The organism is Rhodococcus sp. 077-4, from assembly GCF_047782425.1.
In the GTDB taxonomy this organism is placed as follows: domain Bacteria; phylum Actinomycetota; class Actinomycetes; order Mycobacteriales; family Mycobacteriaceae; genus Rhodococcoides.
In genome coordinates this window covers 72,450-90,742 of the sequence record NZ_JAJPWC010000001.1, presented here as the reverse complement: position 1 = coordinate 90,742, position 18,293 = coordinate 72,450, and the positions used below count along the sequence as shown (strand labels likewise).

At 64.2% G+C, this 18,293-nt stretch carries 19 protein-coding genes; 12 read left to right on the top strand and 7 right to left on the bottom strand.

Annotated features, from left to right (window positions below):
• Window positions 1–36: 36 nt before the first annotated feature.
• The 6 genes from ACNEOT_RS00425 (at window position 37) to ACNEOT_RS00400 (ending at window position 5,191) form a co-directional block, all read left to right on the top strand.
• Window positions 37–1,422 (top strand): maltokinase N-terminal cap-like domain-containing protein, encoded by a 1,386-nt coding sequence (locus ACNEOT_RS00425; protein WP_415971235.1) that lies wholly within the window; start codon window positions 37–39, stop codon window positions 1,420–1,422.
• A gap of 107 nt (window positions 1,423–1,529) precedes the next feature.
• Entirely contained in the window at window positions 1,530–1,697 is a 168-nt protein-coding gene (locus tag ACNEOT_RS00420; RefSeq protein WP_415971233.1) for a hypothetical protein, read from the top strand.
• Window positions 1,698–1,861: 164 nt separating this feature from the next.
• Window positions 1,862–2,293 carry a GtrA family protein gene (locus ACNEOT_RS00415; RefSeq protein WP_415973607.1) on the top strand — a complete coding sequence of 144 codons (432 nt, stop codon included), beginning with the start codon at window positions 1,862–1,864 and terminating at the stop codon, window positions 2,291–2,293.
• Between the two features lie 143 nt (window positions 2,294–2,436).
• A complete protein-coding gene (locus ACNEOT_RS00410; protein WP_415971232.1) occupies window positions 2,437–3,393 on the top strand; it encodes an acyl-ACP desaturase in 957 nt (318 codons plus the stop codon).
• Window positions 3,394–3,503: 110 nt separating this feature from the next.
• Window positions 3,504–4,208, top strand: coding sequence for a M50 family metallopeptidase (locus ACNEOT_RS00405; RefSeq protein WP_415971230.1), 705 nt, complete (start codon window positions 3,504–3,506; stop codon window positions 4,206–4,208).
• A 20-nt stretch (window positions 4,209–4,228) separates the two neighbouring features.
• A complete protein-coding gene (locus tag ACNEOT_RS00400; protein WP_415971228.1) occupies window positions 4,229–5,191 on the top strand; it encodes an SMI1/KNR4 family protein in 963 nt (320 codons plus the stop codon).
• An 8-nt stretch (window positions 5,192–5,199) separates the two neighbouring features.
• Here ACNEOT_RS00400 and ACNEOT_RS00395 read toward each other — a convergent pair whose 3' ends face one another.
• Window positions 5,200–6,603, bottom strand: a complete 1,404-nt coding sequence (locus tag ACNEOT_RS00395; protein ID WP_415971226.1) for a GntP family permease — start codon at window positions 6,601–6,603, stop codon at window positions 5,200–5,202.
• 116 nt (window positions 6,604–6,719) lie between these two features.
• On the opposite strand from ACNEOT_RS00395, the gene ACNEOT_RS00390 reads away from it, so the two are divergent.
• From ACNEOT_RS00390 to ACNEOT_RS00370, 5 genes are all read left to right on the top strand, one after another.
• The gene (locus tag ACNEOT_RS00390) at window positions 6,720–7,685 is read left to right on the top strand and encodes a lysophospholipid acyltransferase family protein (protein WP_415971225.1); all 966 of its coding nucleotides are present in this window, start codon (window positions 6,720–6,722) and stop codon (window positions 7,683–7,685) included.
• A 96-nt stretch (window positions 7,686–7,781) separates the two neighbouring features.
• On the top strand, window positions 7,782–8,780 hold the full coding sequence (locus ACNEOT_RS00385) for an ATP-binding cassette domain-containing protein (protein ID WP_415971223.1): 999 nt from the start codon (window positions 7,782–7,784) through the stop codon (window positions 8,778–8,780).
• A complete protein-coding gene (locus ACNEOT_RS00380) occupies window positions 8,777–9,532 on the top strand; it encodes an ABC transporter permease (protein WP_415971221.1) in 756 nt (251 codons plus the stop codon). Before ACNEOT_RS00385 ends, ACNEOT_RS00380 begins: the two co-directional genes overlap by 4 nt.
• A 15-nt stretch (window positions 9,533–9,547) precedes the next feature.
• The gene (locus ACNEOT_RS00375) at window positions 9,548–10,285 is read left to right on the top strand and encodes a lysophospholipid acyltransferase family protein (RefSeq protein ID WP_415971220.1); all 738 of its coding nucleotides are present in this window, start codon (window positions 9,548–9,550) and stop codon (window positions 10,283–10,285) included.
• A 67-nt stretch (window positions 10,286–10,352) separates the two neighbouring features.
• Entirely contained in the window at window positions 10,353–11,111 is a 759-nt protein-coding gene (locus ACNEOT_RS00370) for an SDR family oxidoreductase (protein WP_415971219.1), read from the top strand.
• Between the two features lie 82 nt (window positions 11,112–11,193).
• Here ACNEOT_RS00370 and ACNEOT_RS00365 read toward each other — a convergent pair whose 3' ends face one another.
• The 4 genes from ACNEOT_RS00365 to ACNEOT_RS00350 all read right to left on the bottom strand — a co-directional run bounded on the left by ACNEOT_RS00365 (window position 11,194) and on the right by ACNEOT_RS00350 (window position 14,910).
• Window positions 11,194–11,988, bottom strand: a complete 795-nt coding sequence (locus ACNEOT_RS00365) for an SDR family NAD(P)-dependent oxidoreductase (RefSeq protein ID WP_415971217.1) — start codon at window positions 11,986–11,988, stop codon at window positions 11,194–11,196.
• 114 nt (window positions 11,989–12,102) lie between these two features.
• On the bottom strand, window positions 12,103–12,951 hold the full coding sequence (locus tag ACNEOT_RS00360; RefSeq protein WP_415973606.1) for a 3-hydroxybutyryl-CoA dehydrogenase: 849 nt from the start codon (window positions 12,949–12,951) through the stop codon (window positions 12,103–12,105).
• A gap of 5 nt (window positions 12,952–12,956) precedes the next feature.
• A complete protein-coding gene (locus ACNEOT_RS00355) occupies window positions 12,957–14,114 on the bottom strand; it encodes an acyl-CoA dehydrogenase (RefSeq protein ID WP_415971215.1) in 1,158 nt (385 codons plus the stop codon).
• Window positions 14,115–14,262: 148 nt separating this feature from the next.
• Complete coding sequence (locus tag ACNEOT_RS00350; RefSeq protein ID WP_415971214.1) at window positions 14,263–14,910, bottom strand: TetR family transcriptional regulator; 648 nt, start codon at window positions 14,908–14,910, stop codon at window positions 14,263–14,265.
• A gap of 90 nt (window positions 14,911–15,000) precedes the next feature.
• On the opposite strand from ACNEOT_RS00350, the gene ACNEOT_RS00345 reads away from it, so the two are divergent.
• A complete protein-coding gene (locus ACNEOT_RS00345) occupies window positions 15,001–16,401 on the top strand; it encodes a xylulokinase (RefSeq protein ID WP_415971212.1) in 1,401 nt (466 codons plus the stop codon).
• A gap of 41 nt (window positions 16,402–16,442) precedes the next feature.
• On the opposite strand, the gene ACNEOT_RS00340 is transcribed toward ACNEOT_RS00345, so the two are convergent.
• Both ACNEOT_RS00340 and ACNEOT_RS00335 read right to left on the bottom strand, forming a co-directional pair.
• A complete protein-coding gene (locus ACNEOT_RS00340; protein WP_415971211.1) occupies window positions 16,443–17,516 on the bottom strand; it encodes an SDR family oxidoreductase in 1,074 nt (357 codons plus the stop codon).
• A 49-nt stretch (window positions 17,517–17,565) separates the two neighbouring features.
• Window positions 17,566–18,291: a sulfite exporter TauE/SafE family protein gene (locus ACNEOT_RS00335; protein ID WP_415973605.1), complete on the bottom strand. Its 726-nt coding sequence runs from the start codon at window positions 18,289–18,291 to the stop codon at window positions 17,566–17,568.
• Window positions 18,292–18,293: the final 2 nt, after the last annotated feature.

Sequence of the window (18,293 nt, the reverse complement as noted above, 5' to 3'; positions counted from 1 at the left end):
CTTTGCAAACTCCCCCGAAGGCGGCGAGAGATTCTCATGGTCGGTTCCAGCTCGAGTGTGGCACGCACGGTCGAACCCCAGCTCGAGGATGCTCTGGCAACGTGGTTGCCAGGTCAACGATGGTTCGGCGCAAAGGGTTCGACGGTGACATCGGTCCGAATCGTCGCGCGTGACGTGCTCCACGACGAGCCGCATTTCGCAGCCGAGCACCTGCTGGTTGAGGTGCAGTTGACGCAGGACGGTGCGGCCGTGACGCAGACCTATCAGGTGCCCCTGGGCTTTCGGACCGAGCTGACCGACGACCTCCGACCGTGGGTGCTGCCCGTGACCGGCGAGGTGGTGGTGTTCGACGGTTTGCGCGACCCCGAGGTCATCGGCCTGTACGGCGATGCACTTGCCACCGGAAAGGCCACGGGCAGCATCGAATTCAGGATCGTCGACGGTTCGAGTGTGCCGAGCGGTCTGCGCGGTCGGGTTCTGGGGGCCGAGCAGTCCAACACCTCGGTGATTCTCGGTGACCTGCTGTTGCTCAAGCTGTTTCGTCAGGTGCCGCCGGGAATCAGCCCCGACGTCGAACTGCATCGCGCGCTCGCAGAGGCAGGCAGCGTCAATGTTGCGCCACTGCGGGGATGGCTCGAGGCTCAGGTAGGCGGCGAGCCGACCACGCTGGGAATGGCTCAGGACTTCGCCGCGAACTCGACCGAGGGCTGGACTGCGGCCCTGGCCAGCGTGCAGGAGGTGTTCGATTCCCCGCAGACGCCGATCGAAGATCTGCCCGCAGATTTCGCTCCGGACGCGTATCGAATCGGGTCGGCAGTCGCGCAGGTGCACGACGACCTGGCGTCGACGTTGGGCACTGTCGAACGCTCGGTGGAGTCGACCGCCGTCGAGGAGATCCTCGCTCGTATCTCGGGGGTGGCGCGGGTGGTGCCGGAGATCGCCCAGTACATCCCGGCGGCAACCGCTCTGATCTCGCGGGCGGAGGCGTCGAACAGCACTACTGTGCAGCGAATCCACGGTGACCTACATCTGGGGCAGGTGCTGGGCACACCCGAGCGGTGGCTGCTCATCGATTTCGAGGGGGAGCCGGCGAAGACTTTGGCCGAGCGTAGGCAGATGGACAGTGCTCTGCGCGACGTCGCGGGAATGCTGCGCTCGTTCGACTACGCCGCCAATCATCTGCTGGTCGATCGGCCCGAGGACTCGTCGGAGAGAGAGCGGGCCGAGAAGTGGGCAGCTCGGAGCATCGCGGCGTTCTTCGACGGGTACGCCTCGGTGGCCGGGCACGATCCACGCGACGAGGCCGACCTGCTGCGCGCGTACGAACTCGACAAGGCCGTCTACGAGGTGCTGTACGAGGCGCGCAATCGGCCCACCTGGCTGTCGTTGCCGATGCGTGCCGTGGCGCGCCTGGTGAGCTGAGCAGTGAGTCGGGGCGCGGGAGTGGAGCCGATAGGAACGACCCAGGGGTGCCGGTCGACCGAGCCGTCTACGACAAGTACCGTATTGCCTGACACGGGAGGCAGGACATGAACGGTATCTTGGCAATTTTCGGCATCGCGGTGGTCGTCATCACCATCGTCGTGGTGGTCGTGCTCGTCGCGGTCTTGTTCGTCGCATCGATCAAGCCCGACAGCCTCAACATCGACCTCGATCGCAAGAAGCGCGCACGGGAAGAAAGTTCCTCGAAAGCCTGAGACTTCCGTCACCTCCGAGACCGATTCGGTCGCATGCGGAGTTGTATCGAATCGGAGCGTCGAACGACGCGTCCGGTTCTACAACTGGAGACCTCGTGAGCACTTTCCTGAAAGGCCCGGCCACGTCCGGGCCGTCGGCATGTGCGCCCCGCATCAAGTCGAGGATGCTCGGGGAATCGGTATTTGCTCAGTTCGCGCGCTTCGTGATCGTCGGGGTGTCAAGCAACGGTGTGTACGCCCTGTTGTTCGTCGCTCTCGCTTCCCTCGGATCGTTCACCGCCAATCTCGTAGGTGTCGCGGCCAGCACCGTCCTGGCCAACGAGCTGCACCGTCGTCACACGTTTCACGCAGCCGGCCGCGTCGGCTGGTTCCAGACTCAGTGGGAAGCCGGGGGTCTTGCCCTGATCGGGCTCGGTCTCAGTACCGCCTCACTGGCAGCAATGCACGTCCTGTTTCCCGACGCGCCGACGTACGTCCAGGTACTGGTCGTCATCGCGGTCAGTGGCATCTTCGGTGCCGCCCGGTTCCTTGCCCTGCGCGGATGGGTCTTCCGCCCGGCGACGCTCGGAGCCGCGTCGACTCTCGCCACTCGCTGAAACCGACCCGTCCTGGCTGTGACGTCGCACCAATCGGGCCGGACCGGGGTTGCTACCTCTAACAGAATCCGGCCAAGGCTCCACACCGGCCTCGTACGTCGCCCTAGGCTTGCGAGCTGACGTCAACGCGAGGAGGCATGTCGATGGCCAGGGATCTGACACAGCTCGAGCTTCTGCAAGAGCTGGTGCCCACTGCCGAGGACAATGTGAACCGTCACATATCGATGGCGCGGGAGTGGCATCCACACGACTACGTGCCGTGGGACGAAGGCCGCAACTTCGCCGCACTCGGTGGCAAGGACTACGACCCCGAGCAGTCCAAGCTCTCCGACGTCGCCCAGGCAGCGATGATCACCAACCTGCTCACCGAGGACAACCTGCCGTCCTACCACCGTGAGATCGCCGAGAACTTTTCCCGCGACGGTGCCTGGGGAACCTGGGTCGGCCGCTGGACCGCCGAAGAGAACCGCCACGGCATCGTCATGCGCGACTACCTCGTCGTCACCCGCGGCGTCGATCCCGTCGCCCTCGAAGAAGCCCGCATGATCCACATGACCAACGGCTACGCCTCACCCGCCGGATCGCAGGTCGGTTTGCTGCATTCGGTCGCGTACGTGACGTTCCAGGAACTGGCGACGCGGGTTTCGCACCGTAATACCGGCAAGGTCTGCGACGACCCGATTGCCGACCGGATGCTGCAGCGCATCGCCGCCGACGAGAACCTGCACATGATCTTCTACCGCAACATCACCGGCGCGGCGATGGACATCTCCCCCGATCAGACGCTGCAGGCCGTCTCGGACATCGTGACGAACTTCGTCATGCCCGGTGCCGGGATGCCGAACTTCCGACGCAACGGCGTGTTGATGGCCAAGCACGGCATCTACGACCTGCGTCAGCACCTCGAGGACGTCGTCTGGCCGGTACTGCGCAAATGGAACGTCTTCGAGCGCAACGACTTCACCGCACGCGGTGAGAACAAGCGTGAAGAACTCGCCGCGTTCCTCGAAGACCTCGAACGCCAGGCCACCAAGTTCGAGGAAATGCGAGACCGCTCCCTCGCCCGCGAACGCGCGAAGGCCGAAGCACGCGCGTCGTAGTGCCTGCGGCAGTGGTGCGGCTGGGCCTGCGGGTCGTTCCGCAGGCTCCACTCCCATGTGCCCCCGGCGGCACTTGACCGCACCACTGCGGCGAAACCGCATACTTGGGTGTGAACGAATTCTGGGACCGCATCTCCGCGGTGAGTCCTGATCCGCCGGTGTGGATCGTCCAAGTTGCGGCCGTGGCTGCCCTCGTCATCGTGGTTCTGCCGCAGACCTGGCGGATCGCGCGCAACGTGGTGACCATCGCGCATGAGGGGGCGCACTTGTTCGTCGCGCTCATCACCGGTCGTCAGTTGATGGGCCTACGGCTGCATTCCGACACCTCGGGCGTCGCGATTTCCAAGGGCAAGCCCACCGGTCTCGGCGTCATCGCGATGACCTTCGCTGGCTATGTCGGGCCGTCGCTACTCGGCCTCGGTGCCGCGTTCGTGCTCGGGACTCAGCATGCGGTGGCGGTGCTGTGGATCGGCGTCATCTCGATTGCGTTGATGCTGTTGATGATTCGCAACATCTACGGCTTGCTTTCACTCGTCGTCGTCGGTGCTGCACTGTTCGTGGTGTCCTGGTGGGGCACCGGCGAACAGCAGGTCGCGGCGGCGTATTTCATCACGTTCTTCCTGTTGATCGCCGGCCCGCGGCCCGTTCTCGAACTGCAGAAATCACGCAGCGCCGGACGAGCACGGGATTCCGATGCCGATCAACTCGCCCGACTGACCTTCCTGCCCGGCATCGTCTGGGTCGGGCTGTTCCTGCTCGTCACCGTCGGCTCATTGGCACTGGGCGCGTGGCGAATTCTCGTTCCCGTGCAGTGACGCTCGTCTAGGTTCGAGTCGTGAACCTCACCGAAATATGGACGGCGTACATGGCGACGCTCCGCGAGCGCGCGCCGATCACCGCCGCGTCGATCGGACCCCCACGGTCTGCGAGTGAGCGCGAGGCCGCCGAACATGCGACAACGCCGTGGACGGAGGAACTGAGCGAGTTCTACGGACTGCACGACGGTCAGCACGTTCCCCTGAGTGAGGACTACGTCCCGGTCGGTTCGGTGCTGCCGGACACGAAGTTACTGTCGTTGGACGAGGTTGTCGCTCGACACAGGTTCGGTCTCGAAAATCCGCACTCCATCGACTATCTGGGTGATGACTGGCCGGCCACGATCCGTGGCCAAGAGGCAGGTGAGACTGCCGAGATGTTTTTACCCGCCTATGTCCCGATTGCCGATGACGAAACGGGCGCAACCACTTTTATAGATACCCGCCGGGGTAGGCGGCGCGGTTGCGTTCGAATGTTCTCGGCTGAGGCCGCCGACGGGAGTGCGCCTTGGTTCGACTCTTTGACCGAGTACATCGCAGCGGTGAATCGCAGCGCCGAGACCGGATCGGCGATCTACGACGACCTGCGACCCACGTTCGACGACGGCGTGCTCGACTGGCGTTACCCAGAGCTTTCCGAGGGATCGATGGCGTACTCTGCGACGCTTCCAATCGTCCGAATACCATTCGCACTCATTGATTTCCGACCATCTCAACTGTCGGACGACGACGACCTTCTCGATCTCGACCACGTGCGCCGCACCGTCATCGATACCGCTCGCAGGCTTCATCCGCACGTGAACGTCGAGGAAGCCCGCGCGGTGTACCGGCAGGTGCCGCGTGTGCGCGGTGCCAACATGAACTGGTGGGTGTCGATGGATGGGTCGGAGGTGGTCTTCACCGCAATCGTGACCGGAGAGGACCACGACGTCATCGTTCTGGAGCTTCCATCCGGGGGATGCGTCTTCGAAGCCGAAGAGTGAGGTCCCCGCTAGAACACCACCCACAGCAGCGACGCGAGCGCGAAGATTGCCAGTCCCAGTGTCGTTTCCATGACCGTCCAGGTCTTGAGGGTCGTCTTCTCGTCCATGCCGAAGAAGCGGCTGACGAGCCAGAAACCGGAGTCGTTGACGTGGGAGAGGACGGTCGCTCCGGCGGCCAGTGCGAAGACCAGCAGCGCGATCTTGAAGTTGCTCAGATCCAACTCCGCCACCTGAACGGAAATGAGCCCGGCGGTGGTGGTCAGCGCGACGGTGGCCGAACCCTGTGCGACGCGTAGCGCGGTGGCGATCAGGAAGGCCTGCAACATGATCGGAAGTCCGAGATCGGACAACGAGGCGGTGAGGGACTGCCCGATGCCACTGGCCCGCAGCACGCCACCGAACATGCCGCCGGCTCCGGTGATCAGAATGATCGAGCACACGGGGCCGAGGGCCTGATCCATGTACTTTGCACCGTCGGCCACCGGGAAGCGTCCCGGCGCGAGGATGAACAGGGCCAGCAGCAGGGTGATGAGCAGGGCGATGGGCGTCTGACCGATGAGAGTCAGCGCTGCTGCCCAGGTCTCGTCTCCGGTCAGCACACCCGAGGTGGTGAGGGTGTTGACGACAGTGTTGAGGGAGATCAGCACCAGTGGTGTCAGCAGGATGAACAGCACCGCGGCAAACTTCGGAGCGGGGGTGCGCAGTGCCGCCATCTCTTTGTCGTGCTCCTCCGAGGCGGCCGATCCGTCGGCGAAGATGTCGGCAGGCATGGTGTGGAACCGTTTGCCGAGCTGGGTGCCGACGAGGTACGAGCCGACGAACCAGGAGACGATTGCGACGGGGACGCCGACGAGCAGAACCGACCCGATATCGCCGCCGAGAAGTTCGGTTGCGGCAACGGGACCGGGGTGCGGAGGAACGATGGCATGCATCGCAGCGAACGCGCCGGCCGTTGGCAGTGCGTACAGCAGCACCGATCCGCCGAAACGCCTGGCCACGGTGAAGATGATCGGCAGGAAGACGACGAGTCCGGCGTCGAAGAATATGGGGAAGCCGAAGATGAGTGCGGCGACACCGAGGGCGAGCGGCGCGCGTTTGGCACCGAAGCGGTTGATCAGGGTGTCTGCCAATACCTGTGCGCCACCGGTGATTTCGAGCAGTCTGCCGACCATCACACCCAGCGCGACGAGTAGGGCGACCGATCCCAAGGTAGAACTGAAGCCCGAGAGCAGTGCCGACGGCACGTCTGCCAGTGGAATTCCCGCTGCGACGGCGGTGACCGCGCTGACCAACACGAGTGAGACGAAGGCGTGCAGCTTCACCTTCATGATGAGGAAGAGCAGGACTGCGACGGCCGCAGCTGCGATCAGAAGCAGGGCCGTCGTTCCGTATGCCGGCTCGATCGGATCCATGGTGTACCTCGTTCGTTCGGCTCGAATTTCGACCATATCGGACATGGAGCGCGTCCCGTGGGGTTACGGGCACCGGGCCACGAGTCGACTCGGGAGGGGTGGAGTACCGTGCGGGTATGAGTGATGGGGATCACGTTACGGGTGGGGATCGTTCCGAAGAGCCGTCGAAGGAGCAGTTGCGCGAACAAGCTCAGCGCTATGCCGCGGCGGCGCGATTGAAGATGAAGGAGCGCCGCGCCAAGGCATCCGGTGGTCTCGGCGCGGTGGTGGCCGAACGTGCCGGTGGCTGGGATCTCGACGATCAGAACACCGTCGCGATGGACCGTCAGCAGCGACTGTGGAACGGCGTCATGGACCGCTACTTTCGGATGGAGATCGACGGCTGGGACACCATTCCCGAGTCGCCCGTCCTGGTCGTGGGCGTGCACTCGGGTGCCCCGTTCGTGTGGGACGCATGGACCGTCGGCGCGCAGTGGTGGCGGCACTTCGGTGAGAAGCGAATTCTGCACGGCACTGCGCACGATGCTCTGATGGCGTTTCCGTTGATCGGCAAAGTTTTTCGGTCCATGGGCGTGCTTCCTGCTGCCCCGGATTCGATGTCGACGGCCCTGGCCGAGGGACGGGACGTCATCGTGTGGCCGGGCGGTGAGGTCGACTCGTTGCGGCCCTGGAGCAAGCGAGACGAGGCGACCCTCGGTGGCCGAACCGGCTTCATCAAGCTGGCAATTCGGATGGGTGTGCCGATCGTTCCGGTGGCGACGGTCGGTGGGGCCGACGCCATGCCGGTGCTCATCCGTGGCGACAAGCTGGCCAAGGCGCTCAAGCTCGACAAGATCGCGCGGCTGAAGGTGTTTCCCATCGCGATCTCGCTGCCCTGGATCATTGCGCCTGCCGCGCTGCCGCAGATTCCGTTGCCCGCCAAAATCCGTACTCGATTCATGCCGCCGGTCGAATTGGACCACGATCCCGCTCGGTGCGAGGACGAGGCGTATGTCGAAGCCAAGTACGACGAGGTGCGCGCGAGCATTCAGTCCGGAATGGACGCCCTCGCCCGCAAGCGGAAGTTTCCGGTTTTCGGCTGATTTCTCGCTCCTCGGTAACGCGGACCGAAGCTGACCGCGATCGTTCCTAACGTCTGCGTCGTACGGATTCACCAATCGCGACGAGGGGCAAGCAGGATGATCGAAACATCGTCACTGACAAAGACTTTTCGACAAGGCAAGAAGACCGTGGAGGCGGTGCGCGGCATCGATCTGACGATCGGTGAGGGAGAGTTGGTGGCTCTGCTCGGTCCCAATGGTGCCGGTAAGTCGACCACTCTGCGGATGCTGACCACGCTGCTGGCACCGACGTCGGGATCGGCCCGGATCGCCGGGTTCGACGTGGGCAAGGACCGCGACCGAGTCCGGCGTAGCCTCGGCTACGTCGGGCAGGGCAACGGAGCGGGCCACAATCAGCGCGTCCGCGACGAACTGGTCGTGCAAGGTCTGTGCTACGGGATGAAGCGCGATCGATCACGCAGTCGCGCAGACGAATTGATCGAGGCACTCGAACTCGGAGAGCTCGCGAACCGCACCGTCTCGACGCTCTCCGGTGGGCAGCGTCGACGGCTCGACATCGCACTGGGTTTGATACATCGTCCGCCCCTGCTGTTTCTGGACGAGCCGACCACCGGAATGGACCCGCAGAGCCGCGCGAACCTGTGGGACCACATTCTCCGGCTCAGGCGCGAGATGGGTACCACCATCGTGCTCACCACGCACTACCTGGACGAGGCCGATTCGATGGCCGAGCGGGTGATCGTCGTCGATCGCGGCACCGTCATCGCCGACGACACCGCGACGGCGCTGAAATCGGAACTGGCAGGCGATCTGGTGGTCCTCACCGTGTCCGACGCGTCGGCGCTGGCTCCGCTTCTGGCCGGGTTCGCCGGCATCAGGGACGTAACGGTTGCGGGTTCGCGGCTGAACATTCGGGTCGAGCGCGCCGAGGTGGTGTTACCGGAATTGCTGCGAGTCAGCGAATCTCACGGCATACGTGTGCACACGGCGGACATGACTCGACCGACCCTCGACGACGTGTTTCTCGGATTGACCGGCCGCAGTCTGCGTGAGAGCGCGGCACTCGACAGCAACCCTGATCTCGAAATTGCAGGCACGGCAGGTGAACTGCGATGAACGTCCTCTCCGGAAGCACATTGGTGATGGGTCGGGAGTTGCGGCCGATGGTGCGCGATCCGTTCACCGTCATCTTCAGTCTCATCCAACCGCTGATCCTGCTCGCACTGTTCGGCCCTCTGCTCACCGAGGTCCCCGGTCTCGGGAACGGAAGTGTGTGGGACTGGTTCGTTCCCGGTGTGCTTGCAATGATCACCATCTTCGGAACGTCCATGACGGGCTCGAATTTGCTGGCCGAGTTGCAGCAGGGTTCTCACGAACGAATGTTGGTGACACCGTTGCCGCGATCGGCTCTGCTCGTCGGGCGCGCGTTCAAGGAAATGGTGCCGCTGGCTGCACAGGCCGTGTTGATCGTGTTGGTGGCACTGCCACTCGGGTTGTCCGTGAATCCGTTCGGCGCAGCAGTGGGAATCGTGCTGCTCGGTGTGTTCGGTGTCGGACTCGGCGCACTGTCCTATTCGTTGGCTCTGGCTGTGCGCGGACAGGATTGGGTGTTCTGGTCAATTCAACAGACGTTGATGTTTCCGCTGCTCATCCTCTCGGGCACGATGCTGCCGCTGACTGCGGCACCGGGATGGATGCAGTTTCTGGTGAACATCAACCCGCTCGGGTATCTCGTCGACGCCGAACGTGCCCTGTTCGCTGGTGACTTCACCAGTACGACGGTGACGGCAGGCGTCGTCGCAGCTGTGGCCACCGCAGTGGTCGGACTTGCCGTCGGAATCCGGGCTATGGGCTCTTCGCGGGTGTGAGGCTAAGCTCGCGTCATGGATCGGCCTGCGGTAATTCTCGAAAACGATGTGACCGTGTACGACTTCTATCTGCGTCACCAGCAGAATCGTCAGGTGGCGAGGTTGGCGTACGCCACCCTCGCCAGGCGCTTCCGCCCGCGGGTGTCGTATCCCGACGGTGCCCGTGAGGAGCTGCGGCGTCTCGTCTACGACAACGCTCGTCTGCTCATCGCGGTCAATCATCTGACCGAGAACGATCCGTATACGCTCGCAGCGGCGGCATGGGCGTCGCCGCTGCGTCCGGTCATCGGCCGTACACGGGTGTTGGCCAAGGACGAACTGTTCCAGGAAGCCAAGCAGCGCAAGCGAATCGACATGATGGGTGGAATCCCTGTCTTTCGCGGCAAGAATCACGGGATGCGAGCCGTCAGCGCTGCGGGTAACCGCATGATGGACGTCAGCGCAGAGCGCATGAAACGGGGCGACGATCTCGCCGTGTTTCCCGAGGGCACCTGCAATCTCGAGGATCCGACGACGGTGCAGCACGTCGGCAGCGGTATCGGCCACATCGCGATGCGGGCGCGCAAGCTCGGGGTCGAGCCGGTGCTGATCTGCATCGGCTTGAGCTACGGACCCGGCACACCGAAGGTGAAGCAGGCGAGTGTGTACATCGACTCGCCCATCACCGATCTGCCCGACAAGCCGATCGACATCACGCGCGTGGTGGCGCAGGGAATGCAGAAGGCGCTCGACGGGGCGGTGGCTGCGTACTGATCACGTCCGCGGTGTTGATAGAAACAGATGACAGGTAATTCGATTCGGCGTTCTCTAGGAGATATTCGTGAGTGATCAGATCAAGACGGCCATCGTCACCGGCAGCGCGCGGGGAATCGGTGCTGCCGTAGCGAAGCGGCTGGCCAAGGACGGTTTCGGAGTCGCCGTGGTGGACCTCGACGAGGCCGCGTGCAGCGACACCGTCGGGGCGATCCAGGCCGCAGGTGGACAGGCAGTGGCCATCGGAGCCAACGTCGCGGACGAGGAGTCGGTGCAGACCGCGGTCGATCGCATCGCGAGCGAGTTCGGTGCACCCACCGTACTGATCAACAATGCAGGCATCACCCGCGACAACCTGCTGTTCAAGATGACGGTGCAGGACTGGGATTCCGTGCTCGGCGTGCACCTGCGTGGGTCGTTCCTGATGACGCGTGCAGTCCAGAAGCACATGATCGACGCCAAGTGGGGCCGCATCGTCAACCTGTCGAGCACCTCGGCACTCGGAAACCGTGGCCAGGCCAACTACTCGGCCGCCAAGGCCGGTATGCAGGGATTCACCAAGACCCTCGCCATCGAGCTCGGCAAGTTCGGTGTCACCGCCAACGCCATCGCCCCCGGGTTCATCGAAACCGAGATGACGGCAGCCACCGCCGAGCGTGTCGGAATGTCGTTCGACGACTTCAAAGCTGCTGCGGCGTCGCAGATTCCGGTCAATCGCGTCGGACATCCCGACGACATCGCGCACCTGGCGTCGTTCTTCGTCAGCGAGGGCGCGGGATTCATCTCGGGTCAGGTCGTCTACGCCGCCGGTGGGCCCAAGGACTGACGTCCCCAGAAGGCGTGAATGGACCATTCACGCGCCCGGACGGGTGTGAACGGTCCATTCACGCAGCTCGACTGGCTACCCGTCAGGGCAGGATCGAGTCGACGTAGCCGCCATCCACGCGCAGGGCGCCACCGGTGGTCGCGGAAGCCTGTTCCGAGCTCAGGTAGACGATCATGTTGCCGACTTCCTTCGGCTCGATCAGCCGTCCGATGAGCGATTGGGGCCTGTGCTCCTTCATGAATTGCGCTTGTGCCTCATCCCAGGGAAGTTCGTCGCCGACGAGTTCGGCGACGAACTTCTCGACACCCTCGGTGTGGGTGGGGCCGACAATGACCGAGTTGACCGTAACGCCAGTTCCTGCAGCAGCTTTCGCGAATCCACGGGTCACGGCGAGCAATGCGGTTTTCGTCATTCCGTAGTGGATCATCTCCTCCGGAATGACGACCGCGGAATCGCTGCAGATGTTCTGGATTCGGCCCCAACCCGATTCGGTCATCGTCGGCAGATACGTCCGGATGAGCCTGATGGCCGAGAGCACGTTCACCTCGAAGTAGCGACGCCACTCGTCGTCGTCGATATCCAGAGCGGGCTTGGCCCCGAAGATTCCGAGATTGTTCACCAGAATGTCGACCACCGGGACCTTGGCAAGCAGAGTCTCGACCCCTTCGGCCGTCGCGAGATCGGCTGCTACGACAACCACTCGTGCGCCGGGTACCTCGGTGAGCAACTGTTCTTCGGCCGAATCGAGCGCCGACCCGCTGCGGCCGTTGAGCACGACGCGTGCACCTGCGCGGGCCAATTCGGTGGCAATGGCCAGGCCGATGCCTTGGCTGGAGCCGGAAATCAATGCGGTGCGGCCGTCGAGATCGATGTTCATGAAGCCTCCCAGTGTCGTGGAACGGCTCCAGTGTGCGCCTTTCGGAGATGTGAATGGTCCATTCACCGGCCCTGACGGGGGTGAATGGACCATTCACGCAGACTCGGGGGACTACTACGAATACGTGTAGAAACCCTTACCGGTTTTGCGACCCAGCATGCCTGCGTCCACCATGCGCTGTAGCAGCGGCGGCGGGGCGTAGTGCGGCTCGCGGAATTCGGCGTAGAGGGACTCGGCCACGGCAAGGGTGACGTCCAGGCCGACGGTGTCGGTCAGACGCAACGGGCCCATGGGGTGTGCGCAACCGTTGACCATGCCCTCGTCGATGTCCTCCGCGCTGGCGAAGCCCGACTCGAGCATGCGGATGGCCGAGACCATGTACGGGATCAGCAATGCGTTGACGATGAACCCGGCACGGTCTCCGGCGCGAATGGTCTTCTTGCCGAGCGTGTTTCCGGCGTAGTCCGTCACCGCGGCAACCGTTTCTTCGCTGGTGAGCAGGCTGACGACGATCTCCACCAACGGAAGGACCGGCACGGGGTTGAAGAAGTGCACTCCGACGACCTGGCCGGGACGCTTCGTCGCGTTCGCCATCTTGATGACCGGGATCGACGAGGTGTTCGTCGCCAGAATTCCCTCGGGCTTGACGATGGAATCGAGCTTGCCGAACAGATCCAGCTTCAGCGACTCGATTTCCGGTGCCGCCTCGACCACGAGATCGCGGTCTGCGAAATCGTTGATGTCGAGGGTCAACGTGATTGCAGCTCGGGCCTTCTCGGCCGCATCGGCTTCGATGCGGCCGGATTTGACGGCGCGGGCGAACGACTTGTCGAGCCGCGCTTCGGCGGCGTCGGCCGTCGCCTGGCTCGTTTCGAGGATCAGCACGGAACTGCCGGAGCGAGCGCACATCTCGGCAATTCCGGCACCCATGGTGCCGCCGCCGATGACGCCTACGAGGTTGATGTCGCTCATTTGAGCAGCGCCCGCGACATGACGACACGCTGAATCTGGTTGGTGCCCTCGTAGATCTGGGTGATCTTGGCGTCGCGCATCATGCGCTCGACCGGGAAGTCGGTGGTGTATCCGGCGCCGCCGAAGAGCTGCACGGCGTCGGTGGTGACCTCCATCGCCACGTCGGAGGCGAAGCATTTGGCCGCGGCGGAGATGAACCCGAGGTTCTTCTCGCCTCGCTCGGCGCGGGCTGCGGAGCTGTAGACCATCAGTCGCGCGGCTTCGACCTTCATCGCCATGTCGGCGAGCATGAACTGCACGGCCTGGAAGCTCGAGATCGAGGCACCGAACTGCTTGCGGTCCTTGGTGTATGCGATGGCTGCGTCGAGGGCGCCCTGTGCAAGGCCGACGGCCTGGGCACCGATGGTGGGGCGCGTGTGGTCGAGCGTCTCCAGCGCGGTCTTGAAGCCGGTGCCGGGATCGCCGATGATGCGATCGCCGGGAATCTTGCAGTTCTCGAAGTACAGCTCGGCGGTGGGCGAACCCTTGATGCCGAGCTTCTTCTCCTTGGGGCCGACGACGAATCCCTCGTCGTCCTTGTGCACGATGAACGAGCTGATGCCGTTGGCACCCTTGTCGGGATCGGTCACCGCCATGACGGTGTACCAATCGGACTTGCCGCCGTTGGTGATCCAACACTTGGAGCCGTTGAGGATCCAGTCGTCACCGTCGGCCTTGGCGCGGGTACGCATGCTGGCGGCGTCGGAGCCGGCCTCGCGCTCCGACAGTGCGTACGACGCCATCGCGCCACCGGCGAGCGAGGGAAGAACCTGCTTCTTGAGTTCTTCGGAGCCCTTGAGGATCAGGCCCATCGTGCCGAGTTTGTTGACGGCGGGAATCAGTGAGGACGAGCCGCAGACGCGGGCGACCTCTTCGATGACGATGCACGCCGCAACCGAGTCGGCACCCTGGCCGTCGTACTCCTCGGGCACGTGGATGGCGTTGAAGCCCGAGGCGTTCAACGCTCTGAGTGCCTCCTCGGGGAAGCGGGAGTCCTCGTCCACCTCCTTGGCGTACGGAGCGATCTCCTTCTCCGAGAGCGCCCGGATGGCTGCACGCAGTTCGTCGTGCTCTTCGGGCGATTGATACAGATCGAAGTCGGGATTTCCGGCCATGTGGCCACGCTCCTCGGATTGTCAGGGGGAGGCACCGCCCGAAAGGGGCACTCAGTGCCAAGGTTGGTCCCAGTGTACGTCCGAGTATGGCCCGATTCAAGACCGGGTGCGCGCCGTGCGGCACTCAGTGCCATGCTGTTCGGTCCGGTCAGTCGCTTGTGTGATCTGCCAACGCGTCGACGACCTTGTGGACGGACGTGCCTCGCGGGAACGAAGCGACGACGATCTCGCCGAAGAACTGCGCCCGGACCTGTGCGAGCGCCGATCGTAGGTCCTCGACGGACGTCGGTAGGCCGTCGCGAATCATTCGACGAAGAATGTAGTTGTGGGTCGCGGTCACCGAGGCCGAGAACTGGAGGATCTCCAAATGCGAGTGGTCGGGTAGAGCACTCTGCAGGTAGTCGACGAAGAGTCGGTCGTAGCGGAACACGGTGACGATTTCACGATCGCGTAGGGCAGGGATTCGATGTACCACCTGATACCGCAGGCGCGACATCTCCATCCAGTCCGAGAATCGCTCGTACACCAGTTGGGCCGCATCGCAGACGGCCTGCCAGGGGTCGCCGGTGTTGGATGCCAGCAAGGCGTCGACCTGTTCGAGCAGAATTTCGTGATCGGCGAAGACGACGTCTTCCTTGGCACGGAACTGACGAAAGAATGTCCGACGCGAGATCCCGGCAGCGCCCGCGATGTCGTCCACCGTCGTCGAGTCGTAGCCCTTGACCGAGAACAGGTCGAGGGCAGCGGTGGCCACAGTGAGCCTGAAGTCGGTGGATTCGTCGGGTTCTCCGCGCATACGGGCAAAGGTAGCTCGAGTCCGAACGCCCGGTCTGTCCGCGCGGGTAGGGTCGTAGGTCACACTTGCGTAGGAAAGGACCAGCTCATCGTGGCTCTCGTTGCGGGAATCGACTCCTCCACTCAGTCGTGCAAAGTCCTCGTTCGTGACGCCGAGTCGGGAGAGTTGGTACGTCAGGGCCGAGCAGCCCATCCCGACGGTACCGAGATCGACCCGCAGCGGTGGAAGGACGCCCTCGACGAGGCTGTCGCCGATGCCGGCGGCCTCGACGATGTGGACGCGGTGTCGGTCGGTGCGCAGCAGCACGGCATGGTCTGCCTCGACGACGAAGGATCCGTCGTGCGGAAGGCGCTGCTGTGGAACGACACTCGATCGGCCCAGGCCGCAACCGACCTGGTTTCCGAGTTGGGTGAGAACGGCGGTCAGGCCTGGGCCGACGCCGTCGGGGTGGTTCCATTGGCCTCGATCACCGTCGCCAAATTGCGGTGGCTAGCCGATCACGAACCCGAGAACGCCGATCGCACTGCGGCCGTCTGCCTTCCGCACGATTGGCTCAGCTGGAAGCTCGGCGGCGCAGCCGGGTTGGACGCGTTGGCGACCGATCGCGGCGACGCGAGTGGCACCGGGTATTTCTCCGCTGCGTCGAACGAATATCGAACCGATCTGTTGCAGTTGGGTTTTCGTGGTCGCAACCCGCTGCTGCCCCGAGTGGCTGCACCGAACGAGACCATCGGGCACACCGCTGCCGGAGCATTGATCGGACCTGGTACCGGGGACAACGCCGCCGCAGCCCTGGCTCTCGATGCCCGGCCCGGCGACGTGGTGGTGTCGGTGGGCACATCCGGCGTCGTATCGGCAGTGACATCCGTTGCCGCGGCGGACGGTTCGGGTTTGGTGGCCGGATTCGCCGACGCCACCGGCCGTCAGTTGCCGTTGGTGTGCACCCTCAACGCCGCCCGCGTGCTCGATGCGACGGCGCGGCTACTGGGCGTCGACCATGACGAGCTGTCTCGGCTGGCGCTGTCGACGACGAGCGACGGCTTGGTGATGGTGCCGTATTTCGAGGGCGAGCGCACCCCCAACCGCCCCGATGCGTCCGGAGCCGTTCATGGCCTGCGGCTGAACAATTCGACGCCCGGCCACCTCGCTCGCGCTGCAGTCGAGGGGCTGCTGTGCGGCTTGGCCGACGGTATCGATCACCTGCGTGCGCAGGGAGTGGAAACGAAGCGAGTGCTGCTCATCGGCGGCGGCGCGAAATCCGCTGCGCTGCGTGCTTTGGCCCCGGCGATTCTCGGGGTTCCGGTGGCCGTGCCGGAGCCGGGTGAGTACGTGGCCGACGGCGCTGCGCGTCAGGCCGCCTGGACACTGGCCGGCACCATCGAGCCGCCGACGTGGCCGCAGGCACCGTCGCAGATCTACGAGGCAGACCTCACCCCCGACGTGCGGGAGCGCTACGCCGAGTATGCGGCGGAGCCGCAGTGGCGCGGTTGAGTGCCGCAGAGGGCACTTAACCGCACCACTGCCGCAGGCACTCAGGGAATCAGACGCGCATCCCGGTATCGCTGGATCACCGAGGCAATGGCGTCCGGGGTGGATCGGAAGCCGAGGAAGCCGGCCTTCTTCGACTTGTTCATGTCGGTCAGGCATTCCATGTCGCGCCCCAGATCACCATCGGTGTGCCACCACGACGCCAGGCGTGAGACGTCGCTTTCGACCAGATCGTGCTTCTCGGCGATCCGCTTCCACGCCGCGGCCGCGTCGGACATGCGGGGTTCGAGGGGACGTGGCTCGCTGTCGTAGCCCTCGGGTTCGACACCGAAGTGCGCGGCGAATTGCGGCCACAGCCAACGCCAGCGGAAGACGTCTCCGTTGGCGATGTTGAAGGCCTCGTTGTGTGCTTTGTCGTCGGTCGCAGCCCACACCATCTGCTCGGCGAGCAGGTCCGCGTCCGTGAGATCGGTGAGTCCGTTCCACTGCGTCTCGGAGCCCGGGAAGACGAACTTCTGGCCCAGTTCTTTGCAGATCGACGCGTAGACGGACAGCGTGAGCATCATGTTCATCGCGTTTCCGACGGCGAAGCCCGAGATGGTGTGCGCGCGGTGCACGCTCCACCCGAATCCGAACTTCTCCGCACCGGCGAACAGTTCGTCTTCCTGCGCGTAGTAGAAGTTGGGGGTGTCGAGGCGGTCCTCGGTCTCGTGGAACGGCGTCTCGGCCATCACCGCCTCGCCGTACGCATCGAACGGGCCGAGGTAGTGCTTGAGCCCGGTCATCAGCGCAACGTGCTGCACCGACTCGAGCGGGCCGAGCACGTCCAACACGTTGCGCAGGGTCGCCGAGTTGACCTCGATGTTCTCCTGTTCCGAGTCCTTCTTCATCCAGGCGGTGAAGAACACGAACGCGGGCCGCACCTCCTGCAGTGCGTCCGTCAGAGAGGCGGGGTCGAGCAGATCGGCGGCGACGGGAATCACGCCGTCGACGGGGACACTGCCGCTGCGGCTCAGTCCGTAGGTGGTCCAACCTGCATCGAGTGCGGCGCGGCACAGGGCCTGACCGGAAATACCGGTGGCCCCGACGATCAACGCGCGGGTGGTGTTCGTAGTCATCCGTTCCGACTACCCATTGGAGCCGATGCAACACGTGACGCGTCGAGCTTCACAACAGTGCCAGAACCTGCTGGGTGACGAGCACGAGCGCGCCGACGGCGGAGACGGTGATCGCGACGATGCGGAGGCGTCGACGATCGAGAACTCGATTGACCACCCGAGAGAGCAGGAAGCCGAGAACAGTCGCCGGAGCCAGGAACAGGAACAGCGTGGCGGTGTGGCTGTCGACCGCCCCGGCGACCGCCAGAACGGCCAACGAGATGATCGAGCCGACGAGGAAGAAGCAGCTCATGGTGCTGCGCAATTCGGCACCGGTGTTGCGTTGCCACACCAATGCCATCGGTGGCCCGCCGATGGAGGTGGCGGTCCCCAGAATTCCCGACGCGGCACCCGCGACCATCAGATTTCGCCTGTGCGGCAACGGGACCCACCCGAACGACGTCAGCGCGACGCCACCCAGTACCACCAGCGCCAGCAGGATGGCCAGTCCGCGTGCCGGTAGAAGAACGAGCAGCAGTGCGCCCACCATCGAGCCGGGAAGCCGTCCGGCCAGTGCCCATCCCGCTCCCTTCAGGTCCAGCGCGGTACGGTCGCGAACCAACACCAGGACGCTGACCACCACGGCGAGCATGATCAGCGTTCCTGGGATCAGTCCGGGATCGACGATGGCCACGATCGGTGCAGCGAGCATGCCCATGCCGAATCCGATCGATGCCTGCATCGCGGACGCGAAGAAGATGGCGAGCGCGACGACGACGAATCCGGTGACGCTCAGGT

Coding starts and splice junctions, on each gene's coding strand:
- ACNEOT_RS00390 (WP_415971225.1), top strand. CDS start 6,720: ATGAGTGATGGGGATCACGTTACGGGTGGGGATCGTTCCGAAGAGCCG.
- ACNEOT_RS00350 (WP_415971214.1), bottom strand. CDS start 14,910: ATGCGCGGAGAACCCGACGAATCCACCGACTTCAGGCTCACTGTGGCC.
- ACNEOT_RS00365 (WP_415971217.1), bottom strand. CDS start 11,988: ATGAACATCGATCTCGACGGCCGCACCGCATTGATTTCCGGCTCCAGC.
- ACNEOT_RS00380 (WP_415971221.1), top strand. CDS start 8,777: ATGAACGTCCTCTCCGGAAGCACATTGGTGATGGGTCGGGAGTTGCGG.
- ACNEOT_RS00355 (WP_415971215.1), bottom strand. CDS start 14,114: ATGGCCGGAAATCCCGACTTCGATCTGTATCAATCGCCCGAAGAGCAC.
- ACNEOT_RS00395 (WP_415971226.1), bottom strand. CDS start 6,603: ATGGATCCGATCGAGCCGGCATACGGAACGACGGCCCTGCTTCTGATC.
- ACNEOT_RS00420 (WP_415971233.1), top strand. CDS start 1,530: ATGAACGGTATCTTGGCAATTTTCGGCATCGCGGTGGTCGTCATCACC.
- ACNEOT_RS00340 (WP_415971211.1), bottom strand. CDS start 17,516: ATGACTACGAACACCACCCGCGCGTTGATCGTCGGGGCCACCGGTATT.
- ACNEOT_RS00410 (WP_415971232.1), top strand. CDS start 2,437: ATGGCCAGGGATCTGACACAGCTCGAGCTTCTGCAAGAGCTGGTGCCC.
- ACNEOT_RS00385 (WP_415971223.1), top strand. CDS start 7,782: ATGATCGAAACATCGTCACTGACAAAGACTTTTCGACAAGGCAAGAAG.
- ACNEOT_RS00415 (WP_415973607.1), top strand. CDS start 1,862: ATGCTCGGGGAATCGGTATTTGCTCAGTTCGCGCGCTTCGTGATCGTC.
- ACNEOT_RS00375 (WP_415971220.1), top strand. CDS start 9,548: ATGGATCGGCCTGCGGTAATTCTCGAAAACGATGTGACCGTGTACGAC.
- ACNEOT_RS00425 (WP_415971235.1), top strand. CDS start 37: ATGGTCGGTTCCAGCTCGAGTGTGGCACGCACGGTCGAACCCCAGCTC.